This is a genomic window from Tessaracoccus sp. MC1865, assembly GCF_017815535.1.
Classification (GTDB): Bacteria; Actinomycetota; Actinomycetes; order Propionibacteriales; family Propionibacteriaceae; genus Arachnia.
The window spans coordinates 1,779,026-1,801,274 of record NZ_CP072596.1; the positions used below are offsets into that span (position 1 = coordinate 1,779,026).

The following is a 22,249-nucleotide window of genomic DNA, read 5'->3' on the forward strand; positions in this document are numbered from 1 at the left end:
GGCGAGCAGGCAGGGTTGTCATGTGCTTGTGATCGTCGCGCCCGGACAGGGTGCCCAGACCCCCGGATTCCTCGCCCCCTGGATTGCCGACCCCGCGCTCGCTGAGCAGTTGGCGCGGCTGTCCGAGGTGAGCGGCATCGACCTCGCCCACTACGGGACAGAGGCCGACGCCGACACCATCCGCGACACCGCCATTGCCCAGCCCCTCCTGGTGGCCTCGGCGCTGCTGAGCGGCCGGGCGCTGCTCGGCGACGACGCGGCCACGGTGGGCATGCTCGCCGGGCACTCCGTCGGCGAACTGGCCGCCATGGCGCTGGCCGGTGCCATCACCGACGAGGACGCGCTCGTGCTGGTGCGCGAGCGGGGCAGGGCCATGGCGGAGGCCTCCGCCGCGCGGCCCACCTCCATGACCGCCGTCATCGGCGGCGACCGCGACGAGGTGCTGGCCGCCATCGAGACCGCAGGTCTCACCCCGGCGAACAACAACGGTTCGGGCCAGATCGTGGCCGCGGGCACCGTCGAACAACTCGAAGAACTCGCCGCCAACGCCCCGAAGCGAGCCCGGCTGTTCCCCCTGAGCGTGGCGGGCGCCTTCCACACCGTGCACATGGAGCCCGCCGTCGCCCACCTCACCTCCGTGGCCGCGGGCGTGACCCCCGGCGAGCCGGTGACAGCCCTGCTGTCGAACCGGGACGGGGCCGTCGTCGGCTCGGGCGCCGACGCGCTGCAGCGGATGGTCAACCAGGTGGCCAACCCCGTGCGCTGGGACCTCTGCATGGATGCCATGGCCGGGCGCGGCGTCACCGGGCTGCTCGAACTCACCCCCGCCGGCACCCTCACAGGCATCGCCAAGCGCAACCTCAAGGGCGTCGAACTGTTCAACCTCAACACCCCAGACCAACTCGACGAGGCACGCAGCTTCGTCCAGAACCACACCGAATCGGAGTGACCCAGTGGCACTGAAGACCGCAACCGGCGCGCAGTACGCGCGAATCCTGGCAGTGGGCGGCGCACGTGGCAGCCGCGTCGTGACCAACGAAGAAATGTGCACGATGATCGACTCCACCCCGGAGTGGATCCAGCAGCGCACCGGCATGACCGAGCGTCGCTGGGCCGCCGACGGTGAGGACGCCGAGACGCTGGGCGTGGAGGCCGCAGCCAAGGCCATCGAGCGCGCCGGGCTCCAGCCGGCCGACATCGACGCCATCATCGTGTCGACGGTGTCCCATTTCATGCAGACCCCTTCGCTGGCCGCCATCATGGCCGCGAAGCTAGGCATGCCCGCCCCCGCCGCGTTCGACATCTCGGCCGCCTGCGCGGGCTTCTGCTACGGCGTCGGCATCGCTGAAGGGCTCGTCCGCTCCGGCTCCGCGAAGAACGTCCTCGTCCTGGGCGTCGAGGTCCTCTCTCGCTACACCAACATCGAGGACCGCTCCACCGCGTTCCTGTTCTCCGACGGCGCCGGCGCGGTTGTCATCGGGCCCTCCGACGAACCGGCCATCGGCCCCACCGTGTGGGGATCCAAGCCCGAGGCGCACGACGTCATCGAGATCGACGACTGGCGCACCATCGAGGCCGGCACCACACCCCACATCCACATGGACGGCCGTGAGGTCTTCAAGTGGGCGACCGGCTCCATCGTCGAGAAGGCCGTGGAGACCCTCGAAGCCTCGGGCCTGACGCCCGAAGAGCTCGACTGCTTCATCCCCCACCAGGCCAACAACCGGATCACCGATTCGATGTTGCGTCACCTCAAGCTGCCCGAGGACGTCGTGGTCGGCCGCGACATCATCCGCATGGGCAATTCGTCTGCGGCTTCGGTTCCGCTGGCGATGGAGGCCCTGCTCGAGTCCGGGCAGGCCAAGAGTGGGGACAGCGCACTGATCATCGGTTTCGGCGCGGGCCTCGTGTTCGCGGGCCAGACCGTCATCCTGCCCTGACCCCTACACTCAACCCATTCCCACCACCAGAAAGTAAGGAGCCATCATGGCCAGCACTGAAGAGATCCGCGCCGGTATCGCCGAGGTCGTCAACGACATCAACGGCAACGCGGTCGAGGACGTGACCCAGGACAAGTCGTTCGTCGACGACCTCGGTGTCGACTCCCTCTCGATGCTCGAGATCATCAACGACCTCCAGGACAAGTTCGACATGGAGATCCCCGACGAGGACGCCAAGAACCTCAAGACCGTGGGCGACGCTGTCGCCTACATCGAGCGCGGCGCCAACTGACGACGTAGAACCCCGTGAGAGGCCGGTTCCCGGTTTCTCACGGGGTGCACCAACCGGGTGCTGGGTGTCCCGTGAGACGCCGGCTCTGACCCCGCTCCCCTCTCACCCCAACTCATCCCCCGCCTCTGAGGAGAAACATGTCCGACGCGATTGTGATCACTGGCATCGGCGCCACCACGCCGCTGGGCGGCGACGTCGCCAGCACCTGGGAAGGCCTCCTGGCAGGCCGGTCGGGCGTCACCGCCCTCGATGAGGAATGGGCGCAGGACCTCCCCTCCCGCATCGCAGCCAAGGTCGCCGTCGACCCGAGCGAGGTCATCGAGCGGGTCGAGGCGCGCAAGCTTGACCGCTCCACGCAGCTCGTGCTCGTCGCCGGCCTCGCGGCCTGGGCCGACGCCGGCTTCGGTCTGGGCGAGGACAACCCGGTGGACCGCGACCGGTTGGGCGTCGTCTGCGCCACCGGCATCGGCGGTCTCCAGTCGCTGCTCGGCAACTGGGACGGCATGCGCGACAAGGGCCTGCGCGGCGTGTCCCCCTTCACCATCCCCATGCTGATGGCCAACGCCCCGGCCGCCAACCTCGGCCTGAAGCTCGGCGCCCGCGCCGGCATCCACACCCCCGTGTCCGCCTGCGCGTCGTCCAACGAGGCGATCGCCTGGGGCATGGACATGCTCCGGCTGGGCCGGGCGGACATCGTCGTGGTGGGCGGCGGCGAGGCCGTCATCCATCCGCTGCCGCTGGGCGCGTTCGCCAAGATGCAGGCGCTCTCACGCCGCAACGACGAGCCCACGCGCGCCTCGCGTCCCTGGGACGTGGACCGCGACGGCTTCGTGCTCGCCGAAGGTGCCGCCATCATGGTGCTGGAGCGCCTCGATGCGGCCAAGGCCCGCGGGGCGAAGATCTATGGCACCGTGCGCGGCGCGGGCATGTCCGCCGACGGCCACGACCTGGTGCAGCCGGACCCGGACGGCTACGGCCAGTCCCTCGCTATGACCCGTGGCCTCCAGGAAGCCGGCCTGACGCCGGCCGAGATCGTGCACATCAACGCCCACGGCACCTCGACCCCTCAGGGCGACGTGACGGAGGCGGGCTCGATCCGCAAGGCGCTGGGCAGCCACGTCGACCATGTCGTGGTGAACTCCACCAAGTCGATGACCGGCCACCTGCTCGGTGGCGCCGGTGCGCTCGAGACCCTGGCCACGGTGCTGTCGCTGAAGAACCGCATCGTGCCGGGCACCATCAACGTCGACAACATCGAGCCCGATCTGGGGATCGACGTGGCCACGGAGAACCGCACGCTGCCCGAGGGTGACCTCGCCGCCGTGAACAACTCGTTCGGCTTCGGCGGCCACAACGTGGCCGTCGTGGTGAGCAACGAGAACATCACCGACTGACCTCCTGCTGAACCAGTTCGGGCCTGTGCGGCGAAAGCTGCACAGGCCCGAACTGTTCGCTGTCCAGGGTCAGACGACCTGGTGCAGCCAGCGCACGGGGGAATCCTCGGCGGCGTAGCGGAAGACGTCGAGTTCCTCGTCCCAGGGAACGCCGAGCAGCCTGTCGAGCGCGTGGTGGAGGGGCTCGCCGCCCAGGGCGTCGTTCGCCAAGGCGTGGCGCAGGCGGTCCTCGGGCACGAGGATGTCGCCGTGCACACCCACCTGGGCCGTGAAGGCTCCGAGCGAGGGGGTGAAGCAGTATCGCTGGCCGTCCGAGCCCGCCGTCGGTTCCTCGGTCACCTCGAAGCGCAGGTGTCCGATCTGCGCCAGGGTCGACGACAGCACGGCGCCGGAGCCGACGTTGCCCGCCCAGGAGTATTCGGAGCGACGCGCGCCCGCCTCTGCGGGCTGCTGCGTCCAGGAGAGTTCAATGCGGCGGCCGAGCGCCGACCCGAGGGCCCATTCGATGTGCGGGCACAGCGCGGCAGACGCGGAATGGATGAGGATCATCCCCTGCGCCTGGCTACCCGTGTGACGAGCGTTCATCTCGGTTGTACCTCCTGGTTGGGCTGGATTGCCTTCCCCTGCGATCGAGCCCAGCCAGGCGGTGTGCCCCCATTGTGCCCAGGTTTCCAAGCGACACGCAATGCGATAGACAAGACCCATGCGTGCGAGCCTCGAATCCGTACTGAACTACCCGGACGCCATCTCCCAGGTGCAGGCCACCAGGAACGGTGTGCTGTGGCTCGCCACGATCGCCGCTGAGGACGGCCGCGTCACCGTGCGGCAGCGCAGCCACGACGGCGCGGTCAGCGATCTGACCCCGGAGGCCAACGTCCGCTCCCGCACCATGGAGTACGGCGGCGGTGCCTACTCGGCCAACCGCGAACTCCTCGTCTACTGCGACGATCGCACCCGCCGCGTCTGGCTGCTCGACGCCGACGGCACCCGGCGGCCCCTCACCCCGGCGGATTCCCAGTACGTCTACGGGGGCCTGCACCTCCGCGTGGCCGACGGTTTCGTCCTCGCCGTACGCGAGGACCACTCTGCTGAACCCGAGCCCCGCACCGAGATCGTCACCCTCAGCCTGGTCGACGACGAGCCGGACGCCGGGCGGGTCATCGCCACGGGCGCCGACTTCTACGCGGGGCCGACGGTGGCGGGGCACTTCGTCGCCTGGTACCAGTGGAACCACCCGGCCATGAGCTGGGACACCGCGGAGGTGTGGCGGGCGCCCATCGGCGACTGGTGGGACGCCGACCTGCTCTACGGGCGCGAGGACGTGTCCGCCCAGCACCCCGTCGGTCTCCCCGAGCTGGAGGCGTGCGCCTACGTCACCGACGAGTCCGGATTCTGGAACTGGCGCGTGCACCACGGCAACGAGTGGCGGGTGGACCGCGACTGCGCCGGCCCCACCTGGGTGCTCAACCGGCCCGTCGCGGCCGTCACGCGCGACAACACGCTGGCAACGGTCCAGTACATCGACGGCAAGGGCACTCTTGCCCTCTGGAACGTCGAGACCGGCGAGGTGACCGAGCCGCTGGTGGGCACCACCGACATCGAATCCATCGCCGCGTACGGCGACTGCCTCTATGTCGTGGCCGAATGGGCTGATCGGCCGGCCACGCTCGTCGAGTTGCGCTCCGGTGGCGGCAACCTCGCGCTCGCAGGGCCGTCAGGCATCGCGGAGGAGTTCGTGGCCGCCCCTTCCGCTATCTGGGCGGAGGGCCCCGCCGGTCCGGTGCACTCCTGGCTGTACCGCCCCGAGCTCACCAACCCGCCCCTGATCGTGCTCACACATGGCGGCCCGACGTCGATGGCCACCGCCTCTTACAACGCCGCCACCCAGTTCTGGGTGTCGCGCGGGTTCGCGGTGCTGGATGTGAACTACTCCGGCTCCACGGGGTTCGGCCGGGAGTACCGCAACCGCCTGCGCGGGCGCTGGGGCGATCTCGACGTCGACGACGTGGCCGCCGCCGTCCGCGAGGTCACCGGCCAAGGGCTGGCAGACCCCGCCCGCGTCGCGATCACCGGCGGCAGCGCCGGCGGCTTCACGACGCTGCGCTCGCTCACCACCACCGACGTCTACGCCGCGGGCGTCAGCCGGTACGGCATCGGGTACCTGCCCACGCTGGCCACCGACACCCACAAGGCGGAGTCGCGCTACCTCGACGGCTTGATCGCCCCGTGGCCGGAGGGCCGCGACCTCTACGAGGAACGCTCCCCCATCAACCACCTCGACAACCTGAGCACCCCCATGCTGGTGCTCCAGGGCCGCGACGACAAGGTGGTGCCGCCCGCCCAGGCGGAGCAGCTCGCCGACGCCGTGCGTGCCAAGGGCCTTCCGCTGGCGCTCGTGATGTTCGACGGCGAGGGCCACGGCTTCCGGGGCATGGCCGCGCGGCGTGCGGCTCTCGAAGCTCAGGTCTCCTTCCTGGAGCAGGTCTTCGGCATGCGCCACAGTAGCGACGTGCCGGTGCTGGAGATCGAGAACCTCGACTGACCCTGTCCTTGTCGGTTCGGCAGTGCCTTCCCTTCTCCCCGTGGGGCGTGGATAATCCCCACAAGGGGCAGGGGGGAACATGCTGCAACGTCCGGAGGAACCACGCGTCCTGGCGGCAGTCAGGCAGGAGCTCGCCGGCACGCACGACGCCGTCGTCGCGCAGCAGGCGGGCGGCGCGCCCCCACTGCACGAGGTGCTGCGGGACCCTGAGGTCCTGGCCACGCTGCTGGAGATGACCCGGGGAACCTGCGCCTACTGCGAACGGCCCGTCGAGGCGCACGGCAGCGATGCGGCGACCACCACGCAGCACCGCCCGGCATGGGGCGCCGTCGGTCTGGACGGTTCGGCCGACCTCGCTGCCTACGGCTGGCTCGCCTACAGCTGGGAGAACCTGTTCCCCGCCTGCCCGGACTGCATCCGCACCCGCGGCACCCGCTTCCCGGTGGTGGGGGCCCGTGCCAGGACGCCCGAAGAACTGGTCGACGAGGACGCCCTCCTGCTGGATCCGCTCCTCGACGATCCGGTCATGCATCTGCGGCACGCACCGGACGGCACCGTGCAGCCCCTCACGGAGCGGGGCCGGGTCTCCATCGACCTCCTGGCGCTCAACCGAGAGGCGCTCGTCCGCGCCAGGCGCGCGGTGGGCGAAGGAGAGTGGGACGCCGACGACGAGTCGTTCCGCACGCTGCGTCGACAGACGGGCCGGAGCACGATGCGGCTCGCGATGGCGGAAGCGCCGCCCGTCGGCCCCGAGTTGCCACCGACGCCGAGCCAGGGATACGACCTGAGCTCCGCCGTCGCGGGGCAGGAGCAGTACTTCGGAACGGCGCAGTGGATCGAGCGCGTGGTCATCAGGAACTTCCGGCCCATCCGCGACCTGGACCTCGACTTCTCCAGGTCCACCAGCGGCCGGGGGCCCTGGACGGTGCTGCTCGGCGAGAACGGTTCCGGGAAGAGTTCGGTGCTCCACGCCCTCGCTCTCACGCTGATGGGCGGCGACCAGCGACGCGCCCTGAGCATCGACGCCCGAGCGTACCTGCGGCACGGGGCGCGCAAGGGCTTGGTGCAGGTCTACCTCTCCGGCCGCACCGAACCGCTCGAACTCGCCTGGGCGAAAGGTGACACGGAGTTCACCGGCCCCGAACCCGTCCCCGCCCTGCTGTTGGGGTACGGCGCCACGAGGCTCCTGCCGCGGGGAACGCCACAGGGCCCGGACAACCGGGTGGTGCGGGTCGACAACCTCTTCGACCCACTGCTCCCCCTCACGGACCCCACGGCCTGGCTCCTGACGCTCGACGACGCGACGTTCGGTGATGTCTCCCGTGGCATCCACGGAATGCTCGCGCTGGACCCCTCCTCCGGCCTGGAGCGTCGGCGTGGGCGGGTCATCCTGCGGCAGGGTAGTTCGATCTCCGACCTCGCCTCCCTCAGCGACGGCTACCAGTCCATGGTGGTGATGGCCTGCGACATCCTCCGCAGCGTCCTGCGGCTGTGGAGCCACGCCTCGCTGGCAGAGGGCATCGTCCTGCTCGACGAGATCGGCGCGCACCTGCACCCCCGCTGGCGACTGCGCATCGTCGGCGCCCTCCGTGACCTGCTGCCGCGCGTGCAGTTCGTCGTGACCACGCACGACCCCCTCTGCCTCCGCGGCATCGTCGACGGGGAGGTGGTCGTGGTGCGGCGCAACAACGACGGCGACGTCATCACACTGACCGACCTGCCGCCGGTGACCGGCATGAGCATCGAACAGTTGCTCACCTCGGAACACTTCGGCCTTGGCAGCACCGACGACCCCGAGGTCGCGGAACTGTGGGAGCAGTATTACAGGCTGAAGGCCCTGACGAAGCCCACCGACGAGGAGGCGGCGCGGCTCGAGCGCGTCCGCTCCCGGCTCGACACCCTGGAGCAGCTGGGCACCACCGAGCGTGAACGGCTGCTCCTGGCCTCGGCGGACGACTACATCGCCTCCCGCCGCCAGAGCGGCGACGCGGAGGCACCCACCACGGCTGAGGTCACCGCCCGCATGACGGCGCTCTGGGATGAACACCTCCCCCGGAGTTGGCGATGAGGCGGGTCAAACGTCCGAAGCCGCCCAAGAGTTCGTCGAGCGTGGAGACGCTCCGGGAGCGCGAGCAGGTCCTGGAGTATTACCAGCGGTGGGACGGCAGGACGCCCTACGCGACCACCGGGTTCCGCGCCTACAAGGCCGACGACATCAGGCCCACGCTGACCGAAGCGTTCTTCGGGAAGTGCGCCTACTGCGAGACCTACTACGCCTCCAGCCAGCAGATGGCCATCGAGCACTACCGGCCCAAGGGGGCCGTCACCATCAACGGCACCCTGGTGCCGCCCGGCTACTACTGGCTCGCCAGCGAATGGACCAACCTGCTGCCGTCGTGCACCGACTGCAACAGCGGCCGCAGGCAGGAACTCCCCGGTGCCGAAACGCGCACCGTGGGGAAGGCCAACGCGTTCCCGCTCGCGTCGGAGACCACCCGTGCCACCGCCCCCGGCGAGGAGCGCCGCGAGAAGCGGCTGGTACTGCACCCCTACCTCGACTTTCCGGAGAGGCACCTGACGTTCACCTGGGGCACCGGCACCGTCGAGGACGGCTGGGTCGGGCCACGGCGGGGAAGCAGGAAGGGCGCCGCGACCATCGAGGTCTGCGCCCTGCAGCGTCGCGGCCTCCGTCGTGCCCGGCGCGAGCGGCTGGACCTGCTCCAGGCGCATCTGCGCAGCGCACTGGACGCCCAGCGAAACGTCCAACGCCACCCAGACGACGAGGCCCTCGTGGAACAGTTGCGCCGACGGATCAGCGACATCAGGCAGTTCACCAACGACGACGCACCGTATGCGGCCATGTGCCGTGAAGTGGTCGACGACTTCTTCGAGCATCAACTCGGCATGTGACGACAGGAGCACCATGACCAACGGCTACGGGAACCCCCGCCTCACGTGCGACATCGTGATGAAAGGCGGCATCACCAGCGGCGTGATCTATCCCCGCGCGGTGGCTGAACTCGCCCGCACCTATCGCCTGAGCCAGGTGGGCGGCGCCTCCGCCGGCGCCATCGCCGCCGCGGCCGCAGCGGCCGCCGAGCTGGGGCGGCACACCGGCGGCTTCGAGGAGCTCGACCGGATGCCCGCCGAGCTCGCGGAACCGGGCCCGGGGGGAAGGTCCACGTTGGCGACCTTCTTCCAGCCGACGCGCACCGCCGCGCCGCTGTTCCACGTCCTCTTCGGGGCCGCGGAGGCCACCGGCAACAAGACGTGGGCCATCATCAACGGGCTCCTGCGCCACTTCCCCGCTGCGGCCATCCTGGGGGCGCTGCCCGGGCTGGTGCTCATCGCCCTGGGATGGTTGGGCGACGGCGTCGGCGCCGGGGCCGCGATCGTCGGTGGCGTGCTCGTCCTGCTCGTCGGTGTGGCGGCCGCCGTCGGCTGGGCGGTGCTGCGACGGTTCGGGCGCGTGGCCGCGGACGGCTACGGGATGTGCACCGGGATGCCCGGTGACAACGCGGGTCAGGGCGCCGCGCTCACCCCCTGGCTGCACGCCAAGATCCAGTCGTTGGCCGGCCGCGACCCCGCCGCTCCCCCGGTGACCTTCGGTGACCTGCGACGCGCCGGGGTGACGCTCCGCACGATGACCACGAACCTCACCAGACACCAGCCCATGGCGATGCCCTGGAGCACCAGGGAGTTCTTCTTCGACCCCGAGGAGTTCCGCGGCCTCTTTCCTGCTGAGGTCGTCGACTGGATGGTCGCGCACCCCGCGCCGGGGGTCACCCCCGTCGCCCAGGAGCATCTCCGGCCGTGGCCGGCCGAGGACGACCTCCCCGTGATCGTCGCAACCAGGATGTCGCTGAGCTTCCCGGTGCTGATCACCGCGGTACGGCTCTGGGCCGTGGACTACACGGAGCCCGCGAACCAGGAGGCTCCCCGCGAGCAGAGGACCGCGTCGAGCGTCTGGTTCACCGACGGGGGTCTCTGCGCCAACCTCCCCGTCCACTTCTTCGACACGCCGCTGCCGCGGCACCCCACGTTCGCCTTCAACCTGGGCCCGTTCCCACCGGGCCGCGAGAAATCACCAGAGCAGGAGCACAACAGCTACCTGCCGACGAGCAACGTCGGCGGGCTGCAGAGGCCCTGGTTCCCGCTGCCCACCGCCGGGATGGGGGCGTGGCGGTCCTTCGGCGCGCTCATGATCCACACCGCCCGCGAATGGGTGGACGGGGCCCAGATGGTGATGCCTGGTTACCGCGACCGCATCGTCACCGTGCACCACGACGAGTCCGAGGGCGGCATGAACCTGTCGATGCCGCCCCAGGTGGTGTCCGGCCTCGCCGAACGGGGACGGCTCGGTGCCGAGAAACTGGTGCGCACCTTCGCCGGGCCGCAGCCGGGCGTCGTGCCGGCCAAGGGCTGGGACAACCACCGGTGGATCCGGTTCCGGACGGCTGCGGGCGGGCTCGGTCGATGGCTGGTCGCGCTGGAGCGCAACTACCACGACACCTCCTCCGGAGGCACCCCGTACAGCGAGTTGGCCGGGCCGGGCGCGACGGCTCCGCTGCCGTCCTACCGGCCGAGCGTCGCCGAGCGGGAGGTCATCAACGACCGGGCCGCCGGGATGGTGGCGTTGGCCGACAAGTGGAAGAACAGCGACGCCGGTGCCTCCACTGCACCGCGCCCCGCGCCGCAACTGAGGCTTGTGCCGGACGACGGCACCGCGTCGGGGCTCGACCTCACTGAGGACGTGGCCGAGGGGTGATCCGCCGGCTCAGGCCGTCAAGCGCGGCCCGAAGACGGCCGTGCCGATGCGCACGCACGTCGAGCCGTGGGCGACTGCAAGCTTGAAGTCGCCCGACATGCCCATGCTGAGTTCGTCGTAGCCACCGCCCAGGGCGTCACGGATCCTGGCCTGCACGTCGAGGAGGTCGCGGAAGCAGGCGGCGACCTCTGCGTCGTCGTCGCTGAAGACCGCCATCGTCATCAGCCCGCGGACGTCCAGCGCCTCGAGGGGCTGCAACTTCCGCGCGAACCCGACGGCGTCCTCAGGCGCGATGCCGGACTTCTGCGCCTCCCCGGAAGTGTTGACCTGCACCAGCACCGGGAGCCGCCTGCCGAGCGCGGCGCAGCGGCGGTTGAGGTTCTCCGCGAGGCTCAGCGAGTCGAGAGACTGGAGTTCTGCGGCGAGCTCCGCCACCGGCTTGGCCTTGTTGGACTGCACGTTCCCGATGATGGCGAACCCGACGCCCTCGTCTGCGAGCTCGGCGTGCTTGCCCACCATCTCCTGCACCCGGTTCTCCCCGAACAGGGTGTAGCCGGCGGCGTGCGCCTCGCGGATCTGGTCCGCGCTGTGGTACTTCGACACGGGCATGATCCGCACGGACGCCGGGTCGCGGCCAGCGGCCCTGGCCGCCTCGTCGACCTCGGCGCGGATCCGCTGCAGGTTCTCCGCGATCGTCACGGCCACCTGGCTCCCAGCGAGATGACACCCATCGCCGCGAGCACCGCGAAGAAGATCGCGAGGCCGGCGTAGCGGTCCGTCACCTCAGCGGGCACCCGCTCGGTGCCGACGGACTGCCGGATGGCGTCGTAGACCTCGTCCAACTGTCCGGCGGATTCTGCCGCGTACTTCTTGCCGCCCGAGAGCCTGGCGATCTCACTGAGCTCCCAGTGGTCGACGGCCACGCGCTGGCGCTGCCCGTCCTGCTCGACGAAGCCGTTGTCGGTGCCGAACGCGATGGTGTAGACCGGCACGTTCTGTTCCTTGGCCTTCTCGGCGGCGCCGGCTGAGCTGCGTCCGATGTTGGTGGCGCCGTCGGAGAGCAGCACGACGGCGGCGGGGGCCACCGCGTCAGGATCCGACGGGTCCGGCGGCACGAGCTTCAGCGCGTCGAGGCTCTTGTAGACACCCTCGCCCACCGCCGTCGAGGGCGCGAGCATCAGCGAGTCGATGGCGCGTTGCACCACTCCCCGGTCGATGGTGGGCGGCACGATGAGGTCTGCTGTCCCCGCGAACGAGACGAGGGCCACGTTGAAGCGTTCCGGCAGGGAATCCACGAAGGCCTTGGCCGAATCCTGCGCCGCCTGCAGCCTGTCCGGCTCGACGTCCTGCGCCTCCATGGACCAGGACACGTCGATGGAGACCACGACGGTGGCGCGGTCGCGCGGCTTGTCGACATAGTCCTTCGGGATCGCCCAGGCCACGATCAACGCGGCGAGCGACAGCAGCCCGAGGAGCACGGCGCCGTGCCGCTTCCAGGCGGCGTCCTTCGGCACCACGAAGCGCAGCCGGGAACTCATCGGGCGCGGCTTCGACGTGCGGGCCGACAGGACCACGTACAGGACGGCGATCAGGGGGATGATCACGAGCGCCCACAACCGGTACGGGGCCATGAACTCCATCATCAACGGCATCATCGCGGCCACCTCGCGGCCATGAAGACCGCACCAAGCGCCGCCACGACGGCGAAGCCGAGCGCGATGAACGCATAGGTGGCGGTGATGGGTTTGGCCACGTCCTCGTACCCGATGACCGAGCCGACGTCGCGATAGGCCGTGGCCAGCGCCTCCCTGTCGTCGGCGCCCACGGAACGGGCGCCGGTGATGTCTGCGATCTGTTCGAGCGTGGCCGTGTCCGGCGCGACGTTCTCGCGCTGGCCGTCGATGTCGACGAACCCGTTCTGGGTGCCGTACGCGATGGTGAAGATCGGGATCTCCTCGTTCTTGGCGCGCTTGGCCGGCTCGTCAGGCGTTGGGCCCTCGGTGTTTGTGCCATCTGACAGCATCACGATCATGGCCGGGGCCGGCTCTTCGCCGTCGCCGCCGGGTGGGGCGAGGTCCACCGCGCGCAGGGCGGTGGTGATCGAATCGCCGATGGCGGTGCCGTCGGCCAGTTCCAGTGCGGTGATGGCACGCTCGGTGGCGCCCCGGTCCGTCGTCGGCGGGATGGCGATGGTGGGCCTACCCGACATGGCCACCACGGCGACATTGAAGGAGTCCGGCAGATCGCGGACGAATTCCACGGCGGCCTGCTTGGCAGCGTCCAGCCTGTTCGGCTCCACGTCCTCAGCCGACATGGAGAGAGACACGTCGACGATCATCACGACGGTGGCGCGCTCGCGCGGCACCTTCTCCGTACCCAGGGGGTTGGCGTACGCCAGACCGAGGGCCACCAGGGAGCACAGCGACATGGCCACGAACACGTGCCGCGTCCACCGACGCTGTGAGCCGACGACGCGGCCCAGCATGCCCGTGTTCGTGAAGCGCAGCGCAACCCGGCCCTTCAGCCGCAGCAGGACCAGGTACACGAGGACCAGCACCGGCAGCAGCGCCAGGGTCCAGAGTCGTCCGGGGTTCGCGAACTCCGGGAGCCAGGACCAGAGCCAGCTCACTTGCTCACCCCCTGCGGGGGCTGGTGCAGCATGCCGGCCACCTTGCGGTAGTGCAGCACGAAGCGCGCGATGTCGGTGACCCAGTCGCGGTCCGTGCGCAGCTGGATGTGGCCGGCGCCGGCCCGGCGCAGCGCGATCTTGATGCGCTCGCGCTGGGCGCGCGTCGCGGCGTCCATCCGGCGCTTGGCCGCGTCGTCGGAGGTGTTGACGTAGCGCGCGAACGAGGTCTCCGGGTCACGGATGAGCATCTCGCCCACGTCCGGGAACTCCAGCTCGTGCCTGTCGATGACCTCGATGCAGAGCACCTGGTTGCGCACCGCCAGCCGACGGATGGCGCGCTCCCACGGGGGCGGCACGTTCGGGTCGAGCTCGGAGTCCCCCGGCGTGAGGAAGTCCGAGACCACCACGCGCATGCCGCGGCGGCGCTGCGAGCGGGTGAGCTGCTCGATGCCGTCCTCCAGCTCGATGGTGCCCGGCGTGTTGTCCGGCACGATCGGCTCCGTGAGGAGCTTGCGCAGCAGCCCGTAGAGCGCGGTGCGCCCGGAGCGGGCGGGCAGCCGCTTGACCTGGTCCGGCAGCATCATCATCCCGCCGAAGCGGTCGCCCATCTTCTGCGAGAGGAACCCGATGGTCGCGATGGCCGCGATGCCGAGGTCGCGCTTGGTGATCCCCTCGGTGCCCCAGTTCATCGACGGCGTGGCGTCCAGCAGGGCCCAGACCTCCAGCTCGCGGTCCGCCATCGTGTCGCGCACGTGCGGCACCGTGGTGCGGGCGGTCACGGCCCAGTCCATCTTGCGCACGTCGTCCTGCCCGGGATGGTAGACCCGGGCGTCGTTGGTGTCGGTGCCCGGCCCGGGGAGGAGACCCAGGTGGTCCCCCTGGAGGAAGCCCTCGAGGCGGCGCACGATCGTCAGTTCGAGGCGTCGCAGGGCTGCCTCGGGGGCCAACTTGTTGAGGGGCACCGTCGGCCCGGTGGGCGCGCGCAGCACCGAATATTCGGCCGCCTCAGTGCTGGGCACAGCCAGTGACGGCCCCTTCTGGGGGCCGTCGTAGGTGAAGCCCGGTTGCGTCAAGGATCAGCTCCGGCCGGGCTGGTGGGCGTGCGCCTGGTGGCTGGCCTGCCGCTGCTGTTCGTTCCACACGGGGGTGGGCGCCGGCACCATGGCGAGGATGCGGTCCACCACCTCTGCGGTGCTGACGTTGTCCGCCACTGCGTCGAAGCCCAGCACGATGCGGTGGGCCATGACGTCCCTGGCCACTGCCTGGACGTCGGTGGGCAGCACGTAGTCGCGGCCGTTGATGAGGGCCAGCGCGCGGGCGGCGGCGACCAGGCCCAGCGTGGCGCGCGGCGAGCAACCGATCTGGATGACCCCCTCAAGGTCCGGCATGTTGAAATCTGCCGGGGTACGCGAGGCCAGCACCAGCCGCACGATGTACTCGGCGACGAGGTTGTGCACGAACACGTTGGAGGCCATGTCCTGGAGATGACGCACCAGGTCAGGGTTGAGGACCCGCTCCGCGACGGGTGGGCTGACGCTCATCCGGCGCAGAATCTCGAGTTCCTCATTGCCGCGCGGGTAGGGCACGTCGACCTTGACCAGGAAGCGGTCGCGCTGCGCTTCGGGCAGCGGGTAGACACCTTCGGATTCGATGGGGTTCTGCGTGGCGATCACGATGAACGGCTTCGGGGCCGGGTAGGTGACGCCGCCGATCGAGACCTGCTTCTCGGCCATGAGCTCGAGCATCGCCGACTGCACCTTGGCCGGCGCGCGGTTGATCTCGTCGGCGAGGACGAAGTTGACGAAGACGGGGCCGAGTTCGATCTCGAAGCTCTCCGCCTTGGCCGAGTAGATGCGCGTACCGACGATGTCGGACGGCACCAGATCCGGCGTGAACTGCACGCGGGCGAAGTCGCCGCCCACGACCGTGGCGAACGAGCGCACCGCCAGGGTCTTGGCCACGCCCGGCACGCCCTCCAGCAGACAGTGTCCCTTGGCCAACAGGGCGACCATCAGCTGCTGCACCATGTGCTCCTGGCCGACGATGACCCGCTGCACCTGACTGATCGCCTGGCCCAGCACCCTGGCCGCGTCAGCGACCGTCTCGGGCAACTGGGTGACTGCGGTCGGCTCGCTCACGCGTGACTCCTTCTGGACGGGGATCCGCGCTCAACGATAGCGCTCCGGGGGAAGCACCAACTCTACGCAGACCACGCACGGCCGTCGACGCTGTTGCTTGTCTGAATGTGGTTCGATGGTCACGATGAGCGAGCACGACGACGCCGGCCCGGTGCAGGGTCCCCCTCCCCCTCCGCCCGAGGAACGCGCGGAGGATGAGATGGTGCTCGCCGCGCACCATCCCCTCCGGGAGGAAGACCCGCCCAAGGTGGGGGACTTCTGGCTCGACGCCAGGCTGACCGCCACCCCGGCGGGCACCACCTTCGTCGCGCACGAGGACGGCGGCGACTCCGTCATGCTCCTCCTGCTCTCAGAGGGCGCGGCGCGCGACGCCGCGGCCCGGGCCCGGTTCTCCGGCGAGATCAACGCCATGCATATCGACACCGTCGTCGCCCGTGGCGGCGAGGACCAGGACGACGGCCGCACCGCCGTCCGGTACCGCAGCGAAGACGACGATCCACACCTCGCCCATCTGCTCCCCCTGGCGCCCTGGGCTGCGCTGGCGTTCGACGGAACGCTCGCGGCCGTCGAGGAGGCGGACAGGGTGCTGCGCGCCGTCGATCTGTCGATGGCGCCGCCGCTGAGCCAGCCGGCGGGCCCCGACTACCGGTTGCACTGGATCGACAAGACCGGCCACGGCGCCACCCGGCTCTGGCCGCTGGCCTGGCCGGGGCGTCGGGACCGTGCCTCCTGGATCACCATCCTGGTGTCCTTCCTGGTGATGGCCCTGTTGTCGGCGCTCGCGCTGCTGATGGCCATCCTCGCCTTCCAGAACCAGCCCCCCGTCGACGCTCCCCCGCCCATCCCTTCGCCCGCGGAGGGCTCCGGCGAGGGGTCGGGCTCGCCTGATCCGGCGTCAGCCTCCCCCCAGTCCGGGGAGCCGCAGAGCAGGGAGCCGTCCAGCCCTTCACCCGGCAGCGACGGTGGGCCGTACAGCGACTCGCCCTCTATGGAGGTACCCAGCGACGGCGACTCCGGCCCCGGCGGCCCGAGCGTCAACCCGAAGCTCTGATGCGCCGGCCATGAGCCAGCCCTCCGCCTTCTCAGAGGCCCTCGAACGCCTGTCGCCGGGCTACTTCGCGCTCGTGATGGGGACCGGCATCGTCTCCATCGGCCTGCACGAGATCGGCCTGGAGGCGCTGTCGCTCGCGCTGCTCGTGATCGCCGCCCTCTCCTACGCCGCGCTCTGGGTGCTCTACGTGTGGCGCGCCGTGTCCCACCGTGCCGCGATGCTGCGCGACCTGCGCGGCCCTGAGATGGCGTTCGCCTACTTCACCGTGGTCGCGGGCACCGACGTGCTCGCCGTCCGGCTCATGGCCGCCGGGTATGTCACCATCGCGCTGCCGCTGATCTTCCTAGGCGCGGTGCTCTGGTTCGTGTTCGGGTACGTGTTGCCGTGGCAGGTGCTGATGACCCGCGACGGCAAGCCCATCCTGGCCAGGACCAACGGCACCTGGTTCATCTGGGCGGTCGCCAGCCAGTCCCTGGCGATCGGCATGACCCGCATAGTGCCCTTCTTCCCAGATGGGCAGGCGTGGATCGGGATCCTCGCCGTGCTGTCGTGGTCGGTGGGCGTGGCGCTGTACGCGGGCGTCTCCATCCTCGTGCTCCTGCGCATCGTCCACTTCGGCATCACACCGCGCGAGTTCGAGCCGCCCTACTGGGTGGCCATGGGCGCGATGGCGATCGCGGTCGTCGCGGGCAGCAACATCGTCGCCATGGATTCAACGCCCATGGTCGACGCGACCCGGACGCTGATCGCGGGCACCATCGCCATCTTCTGGAGCTTCTGCCTGTGGCTCATCCCGATCCTGGTCGGCGCAGGCGTGTGGCGCCACTTCGTGCACCGGGTGCCGCTGGTCTACGTGCCCACCTTCTGGTCGATCGTCTTCCCCGTCGGCATGTTCGCCGTCGCCTCGATCAACGTGGGCAGGGTCGACCGACTGCCGTTGGTGGAGGCCATCGGCACCGTGTTCCTGTACGTCGCGCTGGCGGTGTGGGCGGTCGTCTTCGTCGCCATGATGCGCAACGTGGTGATGGTGCTCCTGCCGAGGGCGCGGCCGGGACGGCCACGTGTTGGGCAGGGACAGGCGTAACTGAGTATCCTTCTTCCCCGAGGGGCATTAGCTCAGCCGGTTAGAGCAGCGGACTCATAATCCGCCCGTCGCGGGTTCAAGCCCCGCATGCCCCACCCTCAGGCCAGCGCTGCAGCCAGGTCCCGCAGCCAGGCAGCGACACCGTCGGGCCCCTCCGCCAGCACGTCGGCCTGGGCGGCCATCGCCGGCTGTTCCGCAGACCCGCTGATGACGGCGCAGGTGCTGAGACCCCCGTCGCGCAGTTCGCGAAGCACTTCAAAGGCCGGCAGGTCCCCCAGGTCGTCGCCGCACATCGCCACGACGGTGGCCCCGGTCTCGTCGACGAGGGCCAGGAGCGCGTCACCCTTGGTCAGCGCTGAAGCACGCAACTCAAGGACGTTGCGGCCGGGCTCCAGAACGAGCCCGTGCCGCGCAGCCACGACAGCCAGCTGCGGCTCCAGGAGCCGGAACGCCGCGTCAGGGTCTGCGCTGCGCCGCGTGTGCACGCCGAGCGCGCGGCCCTTGTCCTCCAGCACCACACCGTCGATGGTGCAGCCCGCGATGATCCGCTCCACCTCTGGGCGCGCCGCGGCGACGTTCTCGGGCACCGACGGCGGCGTCTCCTCGCCCGTGGCCGCATCCCAGCGCTCCGCGCCGTACTGGCCCAGGACCACCAGGTTGCCCAGCCCTTCGCGCTCCGCCAGGCGCCCAAGGCGTCGGACCACCGCGACCCCCCGTCCGGTGATGATCGCCACGTGCCCGAGCACGCCGCCCAGCCGGGCGAGGGCCTGGGCCGCGCCGTCGTGCATCCGGGAGTCCTCCGGGTCATCGACGATGGGGGCAAGGGTGCCGTCGAAGTCGAGGGCGAGCAGCACCCGGGACGGGTCTGCGGCGGCGGCGGAGAAGAAGCTCTGGGCATGATCGGTCACGGCATTCCAGGTCATGGCACCTACCTTGCCACGTCGGCGTTCTCGGGTCGCCCGACTCGTGTGACAACCGCACTCGGTAAGGTGATAGACGACCTAGGAGGAAAAATGTCCGAGCGCGCACGCTTCGTCGTTGTCGCCAACCGGCTCCCTGTCGACCGCATCACCGCAGATGACGGGAGCGTCGACTGGCGCACGTCACCAGGTGGCCTGGTCACCGCTCTCGAGCCCGTGATGCGCCGCATGGGCGGCGCATGGGTGGGCTGGCACGGCGCGTCGGGTGAGCGCGTCGCGCCCTTCGAACACGAGGGCTACTCCGTCGTGCCGGTACCCCTGAGCGCAGAGGAGTACGAGGAGTACTACGAGGGCTTCTCCAACGCCACCCTGTGGCCGCTGTATCACGACACCGTCGCCTTTCCTGAGTACCACCGCGAGTGGTGGGACGCCTACGTCACCGTCAACCGTCGATTCGCGGAGGCGACCGCGGAGGTGGCCGACGAGGGCGCCACCGTGTGGGTCCAGGATTACCAGCTTCAACTGGTCCCCAAGATGCTGCGCGAGCTGCGTCCGGATCTGCGGATCGGCTTCTTCCTCCACATCCCGTTCCCTCCCACCGAACTGTTTCAGCAGCTGCCGTGGCGCAGAGAGATCCTCGAGGGTCTCCTCGGTGCTGATCTGGTGGGCTTCCAGGTGCCGGGCGGCGCCCAGAATTTCCTGCGCCTCGTGCGTCAGCGCACCACCCACCGTGTGGAGCGCGACCGGGTGCGCGTCTCGGGATCGCGCGTGTGCACCGCCCGCGCCTACCCGATCTCCATCGACACGGAGGGCTTCGCGGCCCTGGCCCAGACGCCCGAGGTCATCGCCGAAGCCGAGGCCCTGCTGGAGGAACTGGGGCATCCCAAGCGGATCTTCCTGGGCGTGGACCGGCTGGACTACACGAAGGGCCTGCGGCAGCGCATCCGCGCCATGGGCGAACTCTTCGAGGAGGGCAGACTCGACCCGGCGGACACGGTCTTCCTGCAAGTGGCCACCCCGTCGCGCGAGCGCGTCGACGAGTACAGGCGGCTGCGCGACGATATCGATCTCCTGGTGGGGCGGATCAACTCCGAGGTTGGCGGCGTCGGTCGCCCGGCCATCTCCTATCTCCACGCCGGCTTCCCGCGCACGACGATGGCGGCCATGTACCGCATCGCCGACGTCATGGTCGTCACTCCGCTGCGCGACGGCATGAACCTCGTGGCCAAGGAGTACGTGGCGTGCCGCCCCGACACCAATGGCGCGCTGGTCCTCAGCGAGTTCGCCGGCGCGGCGCAGGAACTCAAGCAGGCCTACCTGGTCAATCCCTACGACCTCAACGGCATGAAAGAGGTCGTCATGCAGGCCGCGACGGACCCGGCCCGGGAACGCCAGCGGCGCATGCGGGCGTTGAAGAAGCAGGTGCACGGCAACACCATCGAGCACTGGGCCGACAATTTCCTGGGTGACCTCCAGAACACCGACGGCTGAAGCGGGTCAGTTCAGCGCCTCGAACTTGCGTGACCAGGCGGAGCGGATCGGGTTCGCGTCAGCCACGAGGGCATCGAAGCGGCGGTCAGCGATGTTGGCCACCTCCCCCACGGTCTTGTGCAGTTCGCGTTCCGGCGAGGCCTCCACGCGCACCCAACTCTGCTCCACGACGGAGTCGAGCGTGGTGGTTGCGTTGAGCGACACCACGAGCGGGAGGCCGAACTTGTCCTGGTACGCGTGCGACACGGCCATGAGACTCTGCCGGTCGTGGTCGTCCATCCTGTCGGCGGCCAGCGATCCGGTCTCGGTGAGCGCGGCGATGTCCGACGGCGTGTGACCAGGGTCCTCGTCGAGGAGGAGGTCGGCGATGTCGCGGTACCTGAGGATCAGGCTCCGCTGTTGGTCGGGGGTGCCGCTCATCAGCGAGTTCTGGAAGGCTGCCCGCAGGTCGGCCGTCGAGTTGAACGGACGCGACTGGTACGCGGCACGGATGGGCCAGGTCTCTTCCGGATAGAGGCTGCGGAAGGTCTCGACGAAACGTTCCTCGTCCATGGCGTTGATCTGCTCCAGGTTGAGCGGGCTCCTGCCTGAGGTCGCGACGTCCGGGCCCCGGCGGCGGCCGATGTGGAAGAACAGCAGGTTGAGCACGATCGCGGTGATCGCGCCGATCGTGACGCCGGAACCGAAGAAGATGTGGAGCCACCCGGGCACAGCCTGGGCGACGGAGGGCTGCAGGGTGACCAGCATCGCCAACGCCAGCGAGGTCGAGACGATGACCTGGTTGCGGTTGTCGTGCAGGTCGGCCTTGCCCAGCGTCTGGATGCCGACGAAGGCCACGTTGGCGAACATGGCCAGGGAGGCACCGCCCAGAACCGGTCCGGGGATGGCCGCGACGATGGCGCCGGCCTTCGGGAGGAGGCCCAGGATGATCATGAACACGCCGGCCACGGCGACAACCCAGCGCGACTTCACGCGGGTGAGGCGCACGAGGCCGACGTTCTGCGCGAAGCAGGTGTAGGGGAACGAGTTGAGGACACCGCCCAGCGCGGTGGACAGGCCGTCGGCGCGCAACGCGGCGGCGATGTGCTTCGGGGTGATGCGCTTGCCGACGACCTCACCGGTGGCGAACACGTCACCGGTGGTCTCGACGGCCGTGATGGCCATCACGATCAGCATGGAGACGATCGCGGCGAAGGTGAACTTGGGCATCCCGAACCAGAACGGGGTGGTCACGCCCACCCAGGAGGCGTCGGCCACGTGGGTGAACGAGGTGTCGCCCAGGATGACGGCGACAACCGTACCCAGGACCAGACCCATGAGGACGGCGACGGTGGCCATGAAGCCCTTGAAGAAGCGCTGCATCAGCACGATCACGCCGAGCGTGGCCAGCGCGTAGGCCAGGTTGCGTGTCAATTCCGCCCCTGCGGCGTTCCCGCCGCCGGCACCGCGGACGATGTCGCTGGCCGCCACGCCGATCAGGGTGGTGCCCATCACGGTCAGGAGGGTGCCGGTGACCACCGGCGGGAAGAAGCGGATGAGCTTGGAGAAGTAGGGGGCGACGAAGAACGTGGCCAGACCGGCGACGATGATGGAGCCGTAGATCTCCGGCAGGCCCTCCCTGCCACCGCCGGCGGCCAGGCCGATGGCGATGATCGGCGACACGGCCGTGAACGTCACGCCTTGGATGAGCGGGAGCCGCACGCCCACCTTCCAGAAGCCGACGGATTGGATGATCGTCGCGATGCCGCAGGTGAACAGATCGGCGTTGATCAGGTGGATGAGGTCCTGGGTGGACAGGTCCAGCGCGCCGGCGATCACGATGGGGACGATCACCGCGCCGGCGTAGAACGCCAGGACGTGCTGCAGGCCGAGGACGGCCAGCTTGGGCCCCGGTGGAACCTGGTCAACGGGGTGGACGCGGCGCTCCAGCGTGGCGGCGGACATGGGCTGCTCCTGTCACGAAAAATCGACTGGCTAAAGCTACCCCCAGCCCCTCCGAT

At 69.7% G+C, this 22,249-nt stretch carries 19 protein-coding genes and 1 tRNA gene; 12 read left to right on the plus strand and 8 right to left on the minus strand.

Features of this window, described 5'->3' with window-relative positions; all coding sequences use genetic code 11:
* Nucleotides 1–22: 22 nt before the first annotated feature.
* From J7D54_RS08240 to J7D54_RS08255, 4 genes are all read left to right on the plus strand, one after another.
* The gene (locus J7D54_RS08240; protein ID WP_182763470.1) at nt 23–949 is read left to right on the plus strand and encodes an ACP S-malonyltransferase; all 927 of its coding nucleotides are present in this window, start codon (nt 23–25) and stop codon (nt 947–949) included.
* Nucleotides 950–953: 4 nt separating this feature from the next.
* Nucleotides 954–1,940 carry a beta-ketoacyl-ACP synthase III gene (locus J7D54_RS08245; protein WP_182763471.1) on the plus strand — a complete coding sequence of 329 codons (987 nt, stop codon included), beginning with the start codon at nt 954–956 and terminating at the stop codon, nt 1,938–1,940.
* Nucleotides 1,941–1,986: 46 nt separating this feature from the next.
* Nucleotides 1,987–2,232, plus strand: a complete 246-nt coding sequence (locus J7D54_RS08250) for an acyl carrier protein (RefSeq protein WP_143570849.1) — start codon at nt 1,987–1,989, stop codon at nt 2,230–2,232.
* 137 nt (nt 2,233–2,369) lie between these two features.
* Complete coding sequence (locus J7D54_RS08255; RefSeq protein WP_182763472.1) at nt 2,370–3,626, plus strand: beta-ketoacyl synthase; 1,257 nt, start codon at nt 2,370–2,372, stop codon at nt 3,624–3,626.
* Between the two features lie 69 nt (nt 3,627–3,695).
* Here J7D54_RS08255 and J7D54_RS08260 read toward each other — a convergent pair whose 3' ends face one another.
* Nucleotides 3,696–4,211, minus strand: a complete 516-nt coding sequence (locus J7D54_RS08260) for a DUF3145 domain-containing protein (RefSeq protein WP_245243917.1) — start codon at nt 4,209–4,211, stop codon at nt 3,696–3,698.
* 118 nt (nt 4,212–4,329) lie between these two features.
* On the opposite strand from J7D54_RS08260, the gene J7D54_RS08265 reads away from it, so the two are divergent.
* The 4 genes from J7D54_RS08265 to J7D54_RS08280 all read left to right on the plus strand — a co-directional run bounded on the left by J7D54_RS08265 (nt 4,330) and on the right by J7D54_RS08280 (nt 10,936).
* A complete protein-coding gene (locus J7D54_RS08265) occupies nt 4,330–6,168 on the plus strand; it encodes a S9 family peptidase (protein WP_182763473.1) in 1,839 nt (612 codons plus the stop codon).
* 79 nt (nt 6,169–6,247) lie between these two features.
* Nucleotides 6,248–8,236: an AAA family ATPase gene (locus tag J7D54_RS08270; protein ID WP_182763474.1), complete on the plus strand. Its 1,989-nt coding sequence runs from the start codon at nt 6,248–6,250 to the stop codon at nt 8,234–8,236.
* Nucleotides 8,237–8,277: 41 nt separating this feature from the next.
* Nucleotides 8,278–9,078 (plus strand): hypothetical protein, encoded by an 801-nt coding sequence (locus J7D54_RS08275; protein WP_182763475.1) that lies wholly within the window; start codon nt 8,278–8,280, stop codon nt 9,076–9,078.
* A gap of 13 nt (nt 9,079–9,091) precedes the next feature.
* Complete coding sequence (locus J7D54_RS08280; RefSeq protein WP_182763476.1) at nt 9,092–10,936, plus strand: patatin-like phospholipase family protein; 1,845 nt, start codon at nt 9,092–9,094, stop codon at nt 10,934–10,936.
* A 9-nt stretch (nt 10,937–10,945) separates the two neighbouring features.
* Here the strand turns inward: J7D54_RS08280 and J7D54_RS08285 are convergent, their stop codons facing one another.
* From J7D54_RS08285 to J7D54_RS08305, 5 genes are all read right to left on the minus strand, one after another.
* On the minus strand, nt 10,946–11,635 hold the full coding sequence (locus tag J7D54_RS08285; protein WP_182763676.1) for a YggS family pyridoxal phosphate-dependent enzyme: 690 nt from the start codon (nt 11,633–11,635) through the stop codon (nt 10,946–10,948).
* Nucleotides 11,632–12,588 (minus strand): VWA domain-containing protein, encoded by a 957-nt coding sequence (locus J7D54_RS08290; protein WP_182763675.1) that lies wholly within the window; start codon nt 12,586–12,588, stop codon nt 11,632–11,634. Before J7D54_RS08290 ends, J7D54_RS08285 begins: the two co-directional genes overlap by 4 nt.
* On the minus strand, nt 12,588–13,565 hold the full coding sequence (locus tag J7D54_RS08295) for a VWA domain-containing protein (RefSeq protein ID WP_182763477.1): 978 nt from the start codon (nt 13,563–13,565) through the stop codon (nt 12,588–12,590). The genes J7D54_RS08290 and J7D54_RS08295 overlap by 1 nt, the downstream gene beginning before the upstream one ends.
* Nucleotides 13,562–14,551: a DUF58 domain-containing protein gene (locus J7D54_RS08300; protein WP_370585847.1), complete on the minus strand. Its 990-nt coding sequence runs from the start codon at nt 14,549–14,551 to the stop codon at nt 13,562–13,564. Before J7D54_RS08300 ends, J7D54_RS08295 begins: the two co-directional genes overlap by 4 nt.
* A 90-nt stretch (nt 14,552–14,641) precedes the next feature.
* The gene (locus J7D54_RS08305) at nt 14,642–15,703 is read right to left on the minus strand and encodes a MoxR family ATPase (protein WP_182763478.1); all 1,062 of its coding nucleotides are present in this window, start codon (nt 15,701–15,703) and stop codon (nt 14,642–14,644) included.
* A gap of 124 nt (nt 15,704–15,827) precedes the next feature.
* On the opposite strand from J7D54_RS08305, the gene J7D54_RS08310 reads away from it, so the two are divergent.
* From J7D54_RS08310 to J7D54_RS08320, 3 genes are all read left to right on the plus strand, one after another.
* Nucleotides 15,828–16,754 (plus strand): hypothetical protein, encoded by a 927-nt coding sequence (locus J7D54_RS08310; RefSeq protein ID WP_182763479.1) that lies wholly within the window; start codon nt 15,828–15,830, stop codon nt 16,752–16,754.
* Nucleotides 16,755–16,764: 10 nt separating this feature from the next.
* Nucleotides 16,765–17,838: a tellurite resistance/C4-dicarboxylate transporter family protein gene (locus tag J7D54_RS08315; protein ID WP_182763480.1), complete on the plus strand. Its 1,074-nt coding sequence runs from the start codon at nt 16,765–16,767 to the stop codon at nt 17,836–17,838.
* Nucleotides 17,839–17,859: 21 nt separating this feature from the next.
* A tRNA-Ile gene (locus J7D54_RS08320) sits at nt 17,860–17,933 on the plus strand.
* A 3-nt stretch (nt 17,934–17,936) separates the two neighbouring features.
* On the opposite strand, the gene otsB is transcribed toward J7D54_RS08320, so the two are convergent.
* On the minus strand, nt 17,937–18,761 hold the full coding sequence (gene otsB / locus J7D54_RS08325) for a trehalose-phosphatase (protein ID WP_182763481.1): 825 nt from the start codon (nt 18,759–18,761) through the stop codon (nt 17,937–17,939).
* 90 nt (nt 18,762–18,851) lie between these two features.
* Here otsB and J7D54_RS08330 point away from each other — a divergent pair, with 90 nt between their 5' ends.
* Nucleotides 18,852–20,249, plus strand: coding sequence for a trehalose-6-phosphate synthase (locus J7D54_RS08330; protein ID WP_182763482.1), 1,398 nt, complete (start codon nt 18,852–18,854; stop codon nt 20,247–20,249).
* Nucleotides 20,250–20,255: 6 nt separating this feature from the next.
* Here J7D54_RS08330 and J7D54_RS08335 read toward each other — a convergent pair whose 3' ends face one another.
* Entirely contained in the window at nt 20,256–22,193 is a 1,938-nt protein-coding gene (locus J7D54_RS08335) for a solute carrier family 23 protein (protein ID WP_182763483.1), read from the minus strand.
* Between the last annotated feature and the right edge of the window lie 56 nt (nt 22,194–22,249).